The organism is Limosilactobacillus rudii (assembly GCF_014145455.1).
Lineage (GTDB): Bacteria > Bacillota > Bacilli > Lactobacillales > Lactobacillaceae > Limosilactobacillus > Limosilactobacillus rudii.
In genome coordinates, this window is record NZ_JACIVB010000062.1 from 12,779 (window position 1) to 26,006 (window position 13,228).

A 13,228-nucleotide genomic window follows, 5' to 3' on the forward strand; every position below is an offset into this window, starting at 1 on the left:
TTATTTAGATTACGGCTAATGGTTGTTTATGGTTAGGAGATGGAAATGCTTGTTGAAGTTTGAGTATTTCTTCATCACTTAGTTCAATATTACCTGCTTCTACATTTTCTTTTGCGTGTTTCGGCGTTCCGCTCTTAGGGATTGCTAATACATTACCGATGCGGAGAACCCATGCGAGCATTATTTGTTCAACGGTAGCATGGTGGTTTGCAGCAATTTCTTTCAGTAACGAATTCGTTGTTAATTTACCCGAGATATTATCTCCTTGTGAAAGTGGTGAGTAGGCAATTAATGGAAGGTGGTGTTTTTTCATGAGAGGAAGTAAATCATATTCAATACCCCGTTCATCTAAATTATAAAGGTCTTCATTTGCAGCACAATTTTTACCGGCCTTTATCCTCCACATTTCTTCAAGGTCAGTAACATCGAAGTTAGAAACACCCCATGCTTTAATCTTTCCTGCTTGTTTTACTCGTTCCAATTCATTAACTGTTTCAGCCAGTGGAATTCCACCCCGCCAATGTAATAGGTATAAATCAAAATAGTCTGTGCCAACAGTTGTCAAACTTTGATCGAGGCTGTGCTCTAGTTTGATTTTACTTGCATTGGAGGGGAGAACCTTATCGATAAGAAATAGTTTCTCACGGTTATAAGGTTTAATTGCAGCACCAACTAATTTTTCTGATCGGCCATCACCATACATTTCAGCGGTGTCAATCGCTCGTGCTCCAGCATCAATCGCAGTCTGAATGGCTTTAATTTCAGTTGAATAATTGGTAAGCGAATCTCCCATATGCCAAGTACCAATTCCAATTGCAGGCATTGAAACATTATTAATTATGACATTTTTCATCAAGTTCCAGCTCCTTTCGGGTAATTTGCCTACTACTATTATATTCGCTTTTAACGATGGTGACCTAGCATATGGTTTGCTTTTTTTATGAAAGTGTTTAAGATAGAAAGTGAATCATGAGAAAGAAAGGAAGAGTTCGGTATGGCTAATGAATTACAAAACCGTAATAATTTTTTTGATAATCTGATGAATATGCGTAATTTGATGAACGATGATTTCTTCTCTGATTTAACTCCAGTTGCAAATCACATGAAGACAGATGTTGCGGAAAGTGACAAATCTTATACGGTTAAGATTGATATGCCGGGATTTGACAAAAAGGATATCCATATTAGTTATGCTAATGATATTTTAACAGTAACTGGTCGGCGTGATACCTTTGATGACGATAGTGATAAGGAAGGTAATATTTTACATAGTGAACGGCGTTACGGACAAATGAGCCGGCAATATCGTTTGCCTGATGCTGACAGAAAGGCGATTAAAGCTCAATATACTAACGGTGTACTGACAATTACGCTACCGAAAAAGAGTGAAGAGCTTGACGACGATAGTCATATTGAAATTGAATAAATAATTAACTAAGAGGGCTAGTGATGACAGTAATGTTGGCCCTCTTAATTTTGCCCTTCCCTTGAACATATGTTTGGACATGGGTATAATAGAGTTATTAATCAAGAATGAGGAGTAAACACTGATGGCAATACAACCGACATATCTGGCTATTGATTTAAAGTCCTTTTATGCGTCAGTTGAGTGTGCAGAATATGGATTGGACCCATTGGATGCCAATCTTGTTGTTGCTGATGAATCACGAACAACTAAAACAATCTGTTTAGCAGTTTCGCCTGCGCTAAAACAATTTGGCGTATCCGGTCGTGCGCGTTTATATAAGGTCATCCAGCGAATTGACCAACTAAATCGTGAACGAACTCTCAAAATGCCACATCATCGATTATCGGCTGTAACGTCAATTTATCGACAAGAGCTGAAAAAGAATCCTGAATTTCGGGTTGGCTTTCGAATTGTAAAACCGCGGATGGGCTTTTATTTAAAGAAAAGCGCAGAGATATATGAGATCTACTTGCGCTATTTACCGCCGGAAAAAATTCATGTGTACTCGATTGACGAAGTATTAATGGATGTAACCGATTATCTTGTTGAGCATCATGTTAGTGCACGCGTCCTTGCTAAAGAAATTATTCAAACTATCAAGGCTGAGACTCAGATTACTGCTACTGCTGGTATTGGAACTAACCTTTTCTTGGCAAAAGTAGCGATGGATATTGTTGCAAAGCGAATTCCTGGTGATGAGGATGGGGTGCGAATTGCTCAAATGACGGAGTACTCGTTTCGTCGTTATCTGTGGGCGCACCAACCACTTACCGATTTTTGGCGTATTGGTCATGGTTATGCGCGACGGCTCAAAAAGCTGGGGCTAAATACAATGGGGGATATTGCACGTTGCTCGCTTGGCAAACTTTCTGATGAAATGAATGAAGAGGTTTTATATCGTGAGTTTGGTAAAAATGCTGAAATAATTATTGATCATGCGTGGGGGTATGAACCGACAACGATTGCAGATATTAAAAATTATCATTCGTCAGATCATGGGATTTATTCAGGACAGGTTCTTACTCGTCCTTATAATTTTGCAGAAACGCGGTTAATTGTTAAGGAAATGGTTAATTCGTTAGCTCTTCAATTAACAAAACAGGGGATGATGACAGATCAGATTGGTCTTTTTTTGTCATACGATATTTCAAATGTCACTAGAGAAGAGTACCAAGGAAGTTTAGTAAACGATTTTTATGGACGACGTATCCCTAAACCGATGCACGCAACAATCGCACTGCCGTTGCCGACTGCTTCAGCTACCGAATTGATGGCTTACTTTATGCAGCTCTATGATACGAGAACTAATCGGCAATTGACGACCCGCAAAATTACAGTAATTGCAAATCATTTACTTTCTCCGGCAGCTGCTCAGCAGGAATCTTATAGTGAACAATTAGATTTGTTTATGGATACGAAGACACACCAACAAAGTCATTACGTGAAGCAAGCAACAGAGCAAAAAGACCAGCAACTACAGAAATTAGTTCTTGGATTACAACAAGATTTTGGCAAAAATGTAATTATCAGGGCAGCAGATTTAAAAAAGAGTGCGACCTTAGTTGAAAGAAATAAACAGATTGGAGGACATCAAGCTTAATGGAAAATAAAGAGCAAATTGAAGAAGCATTGTTTAGTGATACATCATCTTATCGTGATATTATGAATTGTTCCCGTCCCCAATCATCAGCTCATTTACCAATGCCGCGTGAAGATCGCGCCGCACAATTTGCTCCTTTTGCTGCTTTGACGGGATATCACAAGCTATTGAATGAAATAGCGGATAAGTACCAGCATAAGAATTATCCATCGGTTGATATAGCTTATCGCGTGCAGGTACAATTAGCTAAGATTAGGCATCAAAAACCATTTCCAATCTTAAAAGTTGAATATTTTAATGGCCAAACAGGATTTTATGAAGAATATACCGGAAAGTTAAAACAAATTAATCATCATACTCATAAATTACTATTTGAAGATGGACGAGCAATTGTTATCCAAAATATTCGCAAAATTCAGCAAAAATAAAAAAGTCGTTAACGTTTATAGCCGACAGGCAATGACACGTTAGCGACCTTTAAGTTAGAATGCTTGAATAATCTTCATAATTCCAAAAACAATCAAGAAAGTTGAAACTAACCATACAACAGTAATCGCAGAAAGCAATGGACTGAAGAGTAGGATAATTCCTAAAATCAGACTGATTATTGCGAGAATAATAATAAACCAGTAATATCCCCGATGAAATTCTTTGAAGAACTTAGCGCTAAGCAGTTCTGTAATTGAATCAAGGATAAACCAAATTGCAAAGATAATAGCGATGAATAGCACACCAAAGCTTGGTTGGAAGAGGAAGATAATTCCTAAAATAATATCCAATATTGCAGAGAAAATTAACCAACCAGAAGCTTCTTGAAGTAGCTGACTAATGCGTTGTCGGAACCATAATTCATAAATACCACGAAAAATAAATGCGACTCCAGCAACAATTGCTAGAAAGCGCAAGGTACGATCTGGACGATTAAAAGAAGCAATTCCAGCAATTAAAAATAGAATTCCGACAATCAAACTAAACCAGTCAAAGCCTTTCTTAGTTTCCTCGAACATCGTAAAACCTCCCTTTAATATAAAATCATTAATATCATAGTTCAATTGAAGTAATAACACAAGCAAAGATAAAAGCCATAGACTAAGACTGTTTCTTAACCTATGGCTTATGATATTTCCCGGGAAATTAAAGGTGTTCCTTAATTCCGTTGGGAAAATCTTTATCAATCTCTTTTAAGATTGGTAATAATGAATTGACATATTCATGATATGCTTCAATTGGTTTTAAGTCTTTTACCCGTGATTGAAGGATAGTAAGTGCAATATCATGTGCCCGTTGTTCGTTTGTAATCATCTTCTACCACCTCAGTTATTCAGTTTATCAGATTTCCCGCCAATCAGCATGAATTGTTTAATGATATGGTGAAAAACTGTTTGATCTAGCATAATCATTACTGCAAAGCCAATTGTAGTTCCTAATGTGTTGCTAATCAAATCATCCACATCGGCGACACGACCAATATGAAAAAGCAAATCACAAACAAATTGGTTGCTTTCAATAAAAAAGCTAAATAAGAAACCATATAAAATAGCGTGGGTAAACGGCATTTGATGATTAATTAAATAAAGATAAATGCCAAAGGGAACTGTCATGATGACGTTAAGAAAAAATTCTTCGCTTAATCCTTGTAGGGGAATAATGTTGAATGGAGCACCATGAAAATAGAATAACAACTTATTTGCAGAGTTAAAATTAAACATGGTAGGAGTAAGGCATAGCCAGTCAATTGCAGTTAAGTAAATAAACAGTGTTGTAATTGTGAAGTGCTGGCTCTTTGAAGAAAAACGTTCCCATAAATGGTTATGGGTAATTAGGATTGTTCCTGCAAAGAAATAAATAAAAAATGGAATCCAATGAATTAAAGCTCGCAATGTTAATTCTCCTCATAAGAAAAATGGTGTACAATTAATTTTCAATGTTATATATCATAGTTGATTTTGGAACTAATGGCTAGTAATGTAATAAGCTATTAAGAAATCTTCAACTATTAGGGAGAATAAGTATCATGGTAGAAAAACAACAATTTACAAGAAAACTAAAAAGTCGCCATATTCAGTTAATGGCACTTGGTGGAACAATTGGAACCGGTCTTTTTCTTGGCTCGGGAAAGGCAATTCATGCTGCTGGTCCAGCAATTCTGCTAGCGTATGTAATTACCGGAATTGTTTGCTTCGGGATTATGCGTGCGCTTGGCGAATTGTTGTTATCTAATTTACAATATCGATCATTTATGGATGCAATTCGTGATTATTTGGGTAGCCGAGTTAGTTTTGTGATGGGCTGGGCTTACTGGGTATGCTGGATTGCATTGGCAATGGCAGAAATTACTGCGATTGGGTTGTATTTTCAATTATGGCTGCCCCATGTTCCGCAGTGGATCCCGGGGCTGTTAACCTTGCTCGTTTTATTGTGCCTAAACTTAATGAAAGTAAGCACGTTTGGTGAATTAGAATTTTGGTTTGCGTTGGTAAAAATTTTAGCAATTATTATTTTAATTGCAGTTGGAGTCCTTTTGGTTGTAGTTCGTTTTCATTCAGCAGGTGGTTATTTATCGACACCGGCGAACTTGGTGAATTATGGTGGCTTTTTTGCAACAGGCTTTAAGGGCTTTTTGCTATCTTTTCAAATGGTTGTCTTTGCATTTGTCGGAATTGAAATGGTAGGTGTGACTGCCGCGGAAGCTGAGAATCCTAAAGTTGTTATTCCGAAAGCAATCAACGGAATCCCGGTAAGAATTATGTTGTTTTATATTGGTGCTTTGGCGGTAATAATGTGCATTTATCCCTGGAATAAGCTTTCCCCAAACAATAGCCCGTTTGTACTTGTTTTCCGTGATATTGGATTGCCAGGAGCGGCAAGTATCGTTAATTTTGTTGTAATTACTGCTGCGGCTTCCGCATGTAATAGTTCGCTTTATACAACTGGGCGCATGCTGGCAGAATTAACAGCGAATGCACGCCGACCAAGCATTCGTAAAATTAGTCGGCTATCGAAAAAATCGGTGCCGGCGATTGCAATTATTATTTCAGCACTGGTTATCGGAATTGCGACAATTTTGAATCTTATTATCCCCAATGGTGTTTTTACGCTTGTTTCAAGTATTGCCACTACTAGTTTTCTATTTGTTTGGGCTGTTATTATTTTAGCTCATCTTAAGTACCTTAAATGTCAGCATTCAACAAGAGCGTTTAAAATGCCTGGAGCACCGTTTACCGACTATTTAATTTTAGGATTTCTAATCGTCGTCTTAGTCGTTTTATGCATGGAAAAACAAACTTTAATTGCTCTATTATTGACGATGGTATGGTTTATTATTTTAGCAATTGCATCATTAGCACAAAAAAATGATTAGTTTATTTGTAAACGAAAAGGGATCAAGCTACAAATGTGTTTGATCCCTTTTTTAGGGGTTATAGTATTTGTTAACGGTTTAAATGTAGTTTACGTTGGCAATCAGGACAAAGCCCGTGAACTTCAATATTATTACCAGTAACTAGGTAACCAGTTTTTTGGCGAGTCATGTTTGCCATGTCTTTGGTAATTTCTGTAAAGTGGTCGTCAAAAACGTCGGAAATCTTTCCGCAATTGTCACAGACAACATGGTAATGGGGATGCCCAAAATAATCAAAATGGGTACTACCATCACCATTTTTTAATTCAATAACAAGGTTATAATCTACTAAAAGCTTAAGGGTATTATATACGGTCGCCATGCTAATATTATCGACGCTATCTTTTAAATCATCATAAATCATTTCAACGCTGGGGTGTGTGTGATGGTTGATTAGGTAGTTAAGAATTACTTTTCGTTGTGGTGTAAGACGTACTTTATTTTCTCGTAAATGGTCAAGAGCGCGATCAAATTCTGCTTCTGCCATAATATTTCCTCCTTTCTTAAAATAATTATAATCTAATATAATTATAACATTTACATTCACCAATTCAAAACATATAATAGTGAAGTATTAGATAATAATTATTCTAAATAGGGAGAGAGTTTTATGGATCAAAGCATTGCCCAAAACGGTAAAGAATATAGTCGCTTTTGGTTTATTTTTACACTATTAGTTGGTACGTTTACGATGTCAATTAGCCAATCATCGCTTTCAACGGCTTATCCGACATTAATGAACGCATTTGGGATTTCGGCTTCCACTGTTCAGTGGTTGACAACCGGATTTATGTTAGTGATGTGTGTCAGTATGCCTATCAGTCCATGGATGTTGAATAATCTTAGCTTTAAGACCATGTTTATTGGCGCTTTAGCCTTATTTGATATTGGTTCATTAATGATTGTTTTAACGCCCGCATCATTGGGAGTTAATGGCTTTTGGTTTATGATGATTGGTCGGGCAATGGAAGCATTTGCAGTTGGTGTTTTATTTCCATCTTACCAAACAGTATTGTTAGAAATTACCCCCAAAGATGAACGGGGAACAACAATGGGCATTGCCGGGTTAGTAATGGGATCAGCTCTTGCATGTGGACCAATTGTTTCAGGGATTATTCTCAAATTCTTTGATTGGAAGAGTCTTTTCGTATTCTTTATGATTGTGATTACGGTAATTATTGTAATGGCAGGAAGCGGTTTGATTCAGGACGTAATGGAACGTCATGAAAGCCATTTAGATTGGTTATCTGTTATCCTATTGGTCGGCTTGATTGGAATTATGTATGTTATTGACCAAGTTGGTAAAAAGAGTACTGCGTGGGGTGTTAATGGGACAATCTTTATTATCAGCATTTTAGCAGTTATTTGGTTCTGTATTCGTCAGTTACACCTTCAACACCCGCTATTAGAGTTACGAGTAATGAAAACCTTTAATTATGACCTAGCAATTTTACTAACATCAATTTCGTATATCGCATTGATTGTAACTACCATTATTTTTCCGCTATATTATCAAGGTGTTCTAAAGGTTAGCCCGTTTGTATCTGGAATGTCACTGGTTCCTGGTGCGGTATTTTTGAGCATCCTTAATCCGCTATCAGGTAAACTAGCAGATAAAATTGGCTTTAAGCCGACAATGCTAGTTGGAATGATGATGATAATCATTGGCTGGGTTGCAGGCACATTAATGCTTAACCGTCTTAGTCTTTTGGGGATGATTCTTTGTGCGATGGTTATTGAGGGCGGAAATGCCTTTGTAATGATGCCAGCAGTGACCCTCGGTGCCAATGCCTTACCAGACAACTTGGTTCCTCATGGGACAGCTGTAATTACAACTGTTCGTCAGGTTCTTGGATCCGCTGGTGTTACTATTTCAACGTTAGTCTTGACTGTTGCAACAGCTAATGCTATTCAACAGGGCAGTGCGAGTCAAGCAGCATCGTTACACGGTTACCATCTTGTCTTTATTGGGATGGTTGTCATTGAGATTATTGGTTTAGTTTTGGCATTAATGCTAAAAAATACTAAAAAGGAAAGTGTAAAAGCATAAATTTTACGTATATATTTATAAGGGAGTGAAGAATCGCTTCCTTATTTTCTTTTCAAGGAGGACTAGCAAAATGATAAGGCGACCAGCATGGGCAAATTCGTCCGTTGAGATGCAAGAATATTATGATCATTACTGGGGGTTCCCAGTTCATAATGATCAAAAACTATTTGAGATGCTTTCGCTTGAGCTTTTTCAAGCTGGACTAACATGGCAGACGATTTGGAAACGTCGTGCTGCATTTGAGCAGGCTTTTGCAAATTTTGTGATTGAAGAAGTCGCAACTTTTGATAAAAAAAAGATAGAACAGCTTTGCGCAGATCCAACAATTATTCGTAACCGGCGAAAGATTGAGGCAGTAGTTAATAATGCCAATGTGATTCTTCAGCTTAGAAAAAAGAATATAACCTTTAACGATTACATTTGGCAATTTGTTGGTGGAAAAGCACAACGTTTAGTTTTAACTGAAGGTGAGAATTTACCAGCACAGACTCGAAAGTCTCAGGAAATATCAAGGCAAATGCGTAAAGCCGGATTTAAATTTATTGGACCAACAATTATCTATTCATTCATGACTGCAGTAGGGATGGTAAATGCTCGATTAGAATAATGTTACGGATTATCATTGATTGTTGGTTGGAAACTATGCTAAGATTATTTTCGTTATGAAGCAATTCCCGATAGGATTCACGTCTGAACGTGAAGATGCCTTGTAACCGCAACTACAAACTGTTGAAAGTTTCAATAGAATATGGGGGAATTAGAAAATGGCAGAACGACATTTATTTACATCTGAATCAGTTTCAGAAGGACATCCGGATAAGATTGCTGATCAAATCAGTGATGCAATTTTAGATGCCTTACTTGAAAAAGATCCTGATTCACGGGTCGCGGTAGAGACGTCAGTAACTACTGGTTTAGTACTAGTTTTTGGTGAAGTTTCTACTAAGGCTTACGTTAACATTCAAAAGATTGTTCGTGATACGATTAGAAAGATTGGCTACACTGATGGTAAGTACGGCTTTGATGCTGATAACTGCGCGGTTATTACTGCAATCGATGAACAGTCACCTGATATCGCTCAAGGGGTTGATGATTCTCTAGAAACTCGTGAAGGCGATGCTGATCCGCTTGACCAAATTGGTGCTGGTGACCAAGGATTAATGTTTGGCTACGCAACAGATGAGACACCTGAATACATGCCACTTACATTGGTATTGAGTCACAAATTAATGCGTAAGATTGCTCAATTACGTAAAGATGGGGTTGTTTCATACCTTCGTCCAGATGCAAAGGCAGAAGTGACTGTTGAATACGATGAAAATGATAAGCCTGTAAGAGTGGATACAGTTGTATTAAGCACTCAGCATGACCCTGAAGTATCATTAGACCAGATCAAAAAGGATGTAAAAGAACAAGTTATCAAGGCAGTTATTCCAGAAAAATACCTTGATGACAAGACTAAGTACTTCATCAATCCAACCGGACGCTTTGTAATCGGTGGTCCACAGGGAGACGCAGGTTTAACTGGCCGAAAGATTATTGTTGATACTTATGGCGGAGCTGCTCACCATGGTGGTGGGGCCTTTTCTGGAAAGGACGCTACAAAGGTTGACCGTTCTGCAAGTTATGCTGCACGGTATATTGCGAAGAATATTGTTGCTGCTGGCTATGCTAAGAAGGCAGAAATCCAGGTTGCATATGCAATTGGGGTTGCAGAACCAGTTTCAATTATGATTAATACTTATGGTACTGGTACGCGGACTGAAGATGAATTGATTGCGGCTGTACGTAAAGTATTTGATCTTCGTCCTGCAGGAATTATTGAGATGCTTGACTTAAAGCGGCCAATTTACAAGCAGACCGCTGCTTATGGTCATTTTGGCCGGACAGATGTTGACTTACCATGGGAACACCTTGATAAAGTTGATGAATTAAAGAAAATTTTAGGTTAATAGAGATAATGCTTGCAATCATTAATGCTGGTTGTTAGAATAAGCGTTAAATATTTAATCGTAATAGAAGTAGTAGTCTTTAGCTGAGTATCCAGAGAGCTTGTGGTGGTGTAAACAAGTGGACAGCTAATTACGAACTCATCTATAAATGATCATTACTGAATCATTATTAGTAGGTAATGACGTTTACCGCGTTAAGGTCCTAAGCGCCATGTTTATCATGGAAGACGGGTGGTACCGCGGATTTAATTTCGTCTCGTAGGATTTTCTACGAGACTTTTTTATTACGATTTATTAGAAAATAATACTAAGGAGCGATAATAATGGCTTACGATCATACGTCGATTGAAAAAAAGTGGCAGAAGTTTTGGAAAAAGAACCAAACATTTAAAGCTGATATTAATAAAGATCAAAAGAAGTATTACGCATTGGATATGTTCCCATACCCTTCAGGACAGGGACTTCACGTTGGTCATCCAGAGGGATATACTGCAACTGATGTGATGTCACGATTAAAACGGATGCAAGGCTTTAATGTTCTTCACCCCATGGGTTGGGATGCTTTCGGACTACCGGCGGAACAATATGCATTAAAGACAGGGCATAATCCTAAAGAATTCACTAATAAAAATATTGATCATTTCCGGGACCAAATTCAGTCCCTTGGTTTTTCTTATGATTGGGACCGGGAAGTTAATACCACTGACCCAGAATACTATAAGTGGACACAATGGATTTTTGAGCAATTATATAAAAAGGGTCTTGCATACGAAAGTGAAATTATGGTTAACTGGGCTCCTGATTTCATGGGAGGAACTGTTGTTGCTAACGAAGAAGTTGAAGATGGTAAGACAAAGCGGGGTGGCTACCCGGTTTACCGGAAGCCAATGAAGCAATGGGTCCTAAAGATTACTGCTTATGCTGACCGGCTAATTGACGACTTAGACTTAGTTGACTGGCCAGAAAGCGTTAAAGAAATGCAGCGAAATTGGATTGGCCGCTCTGAGGGGGCATCAGTATTCTTCCCGGTAGCTGGCGATGAAGATACCAAGATTGAAGTCTTCACGACCCGTGCTGATACTTTGTTTGGTGCATCATACGTTGTTTTAGCACCAGAGCAAGAACTAGTTGACCAATTAACAACCCCAGAGCACAAAGAAGAAGTTGCAAAATACAAAGAAGAAGCTTCCCGGCGGTCTGACCTTGAGCGAACGGACTTAAATAAGGATAAGACTGGTGTATTTACTGGTTCATACGTAATTAACCCGGTAAATGGAGAAAAGCTACCAATCTGGATTAGTGACTATGTCCTTGCCTCTTATGGAACAGGGGCGGTGATGGCTGTTCCTTCAGGTGATCAGCGTGATTATGATTTTGCAAAGAAGTTTGACCTCCCAATTAAGCCAATTATTGAGGGAGCAGACCTTTCAGAAGGTGCCTTTAGCGGTGATGGTAAGCATATTAACTCTGGATTCCTAGACGGCTTAACAATTGCTGCCGCTAAGGATAAGATGATTGCTTGGCTTGAAGAACATAATGCCGGTCACAAGAAGGTTAATTATCGTCTTCGCGACTGGATTTTCAGTCGGCAACGTTACTGGGGAGAACCAATTCCGGTTATTCACTGGGATGACGGAACGACTTCACTAGTACCGGAAGATGAATTACCATTAAAGCTTCCTGATACCGATAATATTGAACCATCGGGAACAGGTGAGAGTCCGCTTGCCAATGTTGAAGACTGGGTTAATGTTTATGACGAAAATGGTCGTCATGGTCTACGGGAAACTAATACGATGCCACAATGGGCTGGTTCATCATGGTACTGGCTCCGTTATACAGATCCGCACAATGATAAAGAATTTGCCTCTAAAGAAGCGCTTGATTATTGGTCACCAGTTGATTTGTATGTAGGTGGAGCTGAACACGCGGTTTTGCATCTCCTCTATGCTCGTTTTTGGCATAAAGTTCTTTATGATCTTGGCTTGGTACCAACTAAGGAACCATTTATGAAGCTGGTTAATCAGGGAATGATTCTTGGTGCTAATCATGAAAAAATGTCGAAGTCAAAAGGAAATGTTGTTAATCCGGATGACATTGTTGACCAATATGGTGCCGATACCCTTCGCCTTTATGAAATGTTCATGGGTCCTCTTGAAGAGTCAGTTCCATGGGATGAAAAAGGCCTTCATGGTGCTAACAAGTGGGTTCACCGGGTATGGCGGTTGTTGATGGATGACAATAATCATCTTCGCGACCGAATTTCAACATACAATGACGGCAAATTAACAAAGGTTTATAATCAAACAGTTAAAAAGGTAACTGAAGATTATGAACGGATGCACTTTAATACTGCTATTTCACAACTGATGGTCTTTGTTAACGAAGCTTATAAAGTTGATGATTTACCAGTCGAATACATGGAAGGCTTTGTTAAGATGATTTCACCGATTATGCCTCACATGGCTGAAGAACTGTGGAGTCAATTTGGTGTTAGCGATACGATTACTTACCAACCATGGCCAACTTATGATCCAAAGGCGCTGGAAGAAGATAGTGTTGAGATGATTGTCCAAGTTAACGGAAAAGTTCGTGCCAAGATCAAGATGGCAAAGGATACTGACCGTGATGAGGCACAAAAACAAGCTTTAGCTAACGAACACGTTAAGAAATTTACTGATGGCAAAGATATTAAAAAGGTCATCGTTGTTCCTAATAAGATTGTTAATATTGTTGCTAAATAATTAAATCAAAGAAG

General features: G+C 38.3%; 13 protein-coding genes, 1 riboswitch and 1 other annotated feature. Of the genes, 8 read left to right on the top strand and 5 right to left on the bottom strand.

What is annotated here, in order from left to right; all coding sequences use genetic code 11:
- Positions 1-4: 4 nt before the first annotated feature.
- Positions 5-853, bottom strand: a complete 849-nt coding sequence (locus H5S39_RS09240; RefSeq protein ID WP_182595092.1) for an aldo/keto reductase — start codon at positions 851-853, stop codon at positions 5-7.
- A gap of 141 nt (positions 854-994) precedes the next feature.
- On the opposite strand from H5S39_RS09240, the gene H5S39_RS09245 reads away from it, so the two are divergent.
- The 3 genes from H5S39_RS09245 (at position 995) to H5S39_RS09255 (ending at position 3,496) form a co-directional block, all read left to right on the top strand.
- Positions 995-1,426, top strand: a complete 432-nt coding sequence (locus H5S39_RS09245; protein WP_182595091.1) for an Hsp20/alpha crystallin family protein — start codon at positions 995-997, stop codon at positions 1,424-1,426.
- A gap of 124 nt (positions 1,427-1,550) precedes the next feature.
- Positions 1,551-3,068 carry a Y-family DNA polymerase gene (locus H5S39_RS09250; RefSeq protein ID WP_182595090.1) on the top strand — a complete coding sequence of 506 codons (1,518 nt, stop codon included), beginning with the start codon at positions 1,551-1,553 and terminating at the stop codon, positions 3,066-3,068.
- On the top strand, positions 3,068-3,496 hold the full coding sequence (locus H5S39_RS09255) for a hypothetical protein (RefSeq protein ID WP_182595089.1): 429 nt from the start codon (positions 3,068-3,070) through the stop codon (positions 3,494-3,496). The genes H5S39_RS09250 and H5S39_RS09255 overlap by 1 nt, the downstream gene beginning before the upstream one ends.
- Positions 3,497-3,550: 54 nt before the next feature.
- On the opposite strand, the gene H5S39_RS09260 is transcribed toward H5S39_RS09255, so the two are convergent.
- The 3 genes from H5S39_RS09260 to H5S39_RS09270 all read right to left on the bottom strand — a co-directional run bounded on the left by H5S39_RS09260 (position 3,551) and on the right by H5S39_RS09270 (position 4,948).
- Complete coding sequence (locus tag H5S39_RS09260; RefSeq protein ID WP_182595088.1) at positions 3,551-4,075, bottom strand: HdeD family acid-resistance protein; 525 nt, start codon at positions 4,073-4,075, stop codon at positions 3,551-3,553.
- Between the two features lie 127 nt (positions 4,076-4,202).
- Complete coding sequence (locus tag H5S39_RS09265; RefSeq protein WP_182595087.1) at positions 4,203-4,370, bottom strand: hypothetical protein; 168 nt, start codon at positions 4,368-4,370, stop codon at positions 4,203-4,205.
- An 11-nt stretch (positions 4,371-4,381) separates the two neighbouring features.
- Complete coding sequence (locus H5S39_RS09270; RefSeq protein WP_182595086.1) at positions 4,382-4,948, bottom strand: VanZ family protein; 567 nt, start codon at positions 4,946-4,948, stop codon at positions 4,382-4,384.
- 134 nt (positions 4,949-5,082) lie between these two features.
- Between H5S39_RS09270 and H5S39_RS09275 the strand changes: the two genes are divergently transcribed.
- The gene (locus tag H5S39_RS09275) at positions 5,083-6,429 is read left to right on the top strand and encodes an amino acid permease (RefSeq protein WP_182595085.1); all 1,347 of its coding nucleotides are present in this window, start codon (positions 5,083-5,085) and stop codon (positions 6,427-6,429) included.
- Positions 6,430-6,499: 70 nt separating this feature from the next.
- Here H5S39_RS09275 and H5S39_RS09280 read toward each other — a convergent pair whose 3' ends face one another.
- The gene (locus H5S39_RS09280; RefSeq protein WP_182595084.1) at positions 6,500-6,955 is read right to left on the bottom strand and encodes a Fur family transcriptional regulator; all 456 of its coding nucleotides are present in this window, start codon (positions 6,953-6,955) and stop codon (positions 6,500-6,502) included.
- A gap of 123 nt (positions 6,956-7,078) precedes the next feature.
- Between H5S39_RS09280 and H5S39_RS09285 the strand changes: the two genes are divergently transcribed.
- The 4 genes from H5S39_RS09285 (at position 7,079) to leuS (ending at position 13,214) form a co-directional block, all read left to right on the top strand.
- Entirely contained in the window at positions 7,079-8,518 is a 1,440-nt protein-coding gene (locus H5S39_RS09285) for an MFS transporter (RefSeq protein WP_182595083.1), read from the top strand.
- A gap of 70 nt (positions 8,519-8,588) precedes the next feature.
- Complete coding sequence (locus tag H5S39_RS09290) at positions 8,589-9,125, top strand: DNA-3-methyladenine glycosylase I (RefSeq protein WP_182595082.1); 537 nt, start codon at positions 8,589-8,591, stop codon at positions 9,123-9,125.
- Between the two features lie 48 nt (positions 9,126-9,173).
- Positions 9,174-9,285, top strand: a riboswitch (SMK box riboswitch).
- Positions 9,283-10,470, top strand: coding sequence for a methionine adenosyltransferase (gene metK / locus H5S39_RS09295; RefSeq protein ID WP_182595081.1), 1,188 nt, complete (start codon positions 9,283-9,285; stop codon positions 10,468-10,470). (Overlaps the previous riboswitch by 3 nt.)
- A gap of 49 nt (positions 10,471-10,519) precedes the next feature.
- Positions 10,520-10,732: a binding site (T-box leader), on the top strand.
- A gap of 61 nt (positions 10,733-10,793) precedes the next feature.
- Complete coding sequence (leuS, locus tag H5S39_RS09300) at positions 10,794-13,214, top strand: leucine--tRNA ligase (RefSeq protein WP_182595080.1); 2,421 nt, start codon at positions 10,794-10,796, stop codon at positions 13,212-13,214.
- Positions 13,215-13,228 lie beyond the last annotated feature (14 nt).

What these genes read in the sequence shown, in the direction of transcription:
- H5S39_RS09290 (WP_182595082.1), top strand. Translation starts at nt 8,589, where the DNA reads ATGATAAGGCGACCAGCATGGGCAAATTCGTCCGTTGAGATGCAAGAA.
- H5S39_RS09255 (WP_182595089.1), top strand. Translation starts at nt 3,068, where the DNA reads ATGGAAAATAAAGAGCAAATTGAAGAAGCATTGTTTAGTGATACATCA.
- H5S39_RS09275 (WP_182595085.1), top strand. Translation starts at nt 5,083, where the DNA reads ATGGTAGAAAAACAACAATTTACAAGAAAACTAAAAAGTCGCCATATT.
- leuS (WP_182595080.1), top strand. Translation starts at nt 10,794, where the DNA reads ATGGCTTACGATCATACGTCGATTGAAAAAAAGTGGCAGAAGTTTTGG.
- H5S39_RS09250 (WP_182595090.1), top strand. Translation starts at nt 1,551, where the DNA reads ATGGCAATACAACCGACATATCTGGCTATTGATTTAAAGTCCTTTTAT.
- H5S39_RS09260 (WP_182595088.1), bottom strand. Translation starts at nt 4,075, where the DNA reads ATGTTCGAGGAAACTAAGAAAGGCTTTGACTGGTTTAGTTTGATTGTC.
- H5S39_RS09265 (WP_182595087.1), bottom strand. Translation starts at nt 4,370, where the DNA reads ATGATTACAAACGAACAACGGGCACATGATATTGCACTTACTATCCTT.
- H5S39_RS09280 (WP_182595084.1), bottom strand. Translation starts at nt 6,955, where the DNA reads ATGGCAGAAGCAGAATTTGATCGCGCTCTTGACCATTTACGAGAAAAT.
- H5S39_RS09285 (WP_182595083.1), top strand. Translation starts at nt 7,079, where the DNA reads ATGGATCAAAGCATTGCCCAAAACGGTAAAGAATATAGTCGCTTTTGG.
- metK (WP_182595081.1), top strand. Translation starts at nt 9,283, where the DNA reads ATGGCAGAACGACATTTATTTACATCTGAATCAGTTTCAGAAGGACAT.
- H5S39_RS09245 (WP_182595091.1), top strand. Translation starts at nt 995, where the DNA reads ATGGCTAATGAATTACAAAACCGTAATAATTTTTTTGATAATCTGATG.
- H5S39_RS09240 (WP_182595092.1), bottom strand. Translation starts at nt 853, where the DNA reads ATGAAAAATGTCATAATTAATAATGTTTCAATGCCTGCAATTGGAATT.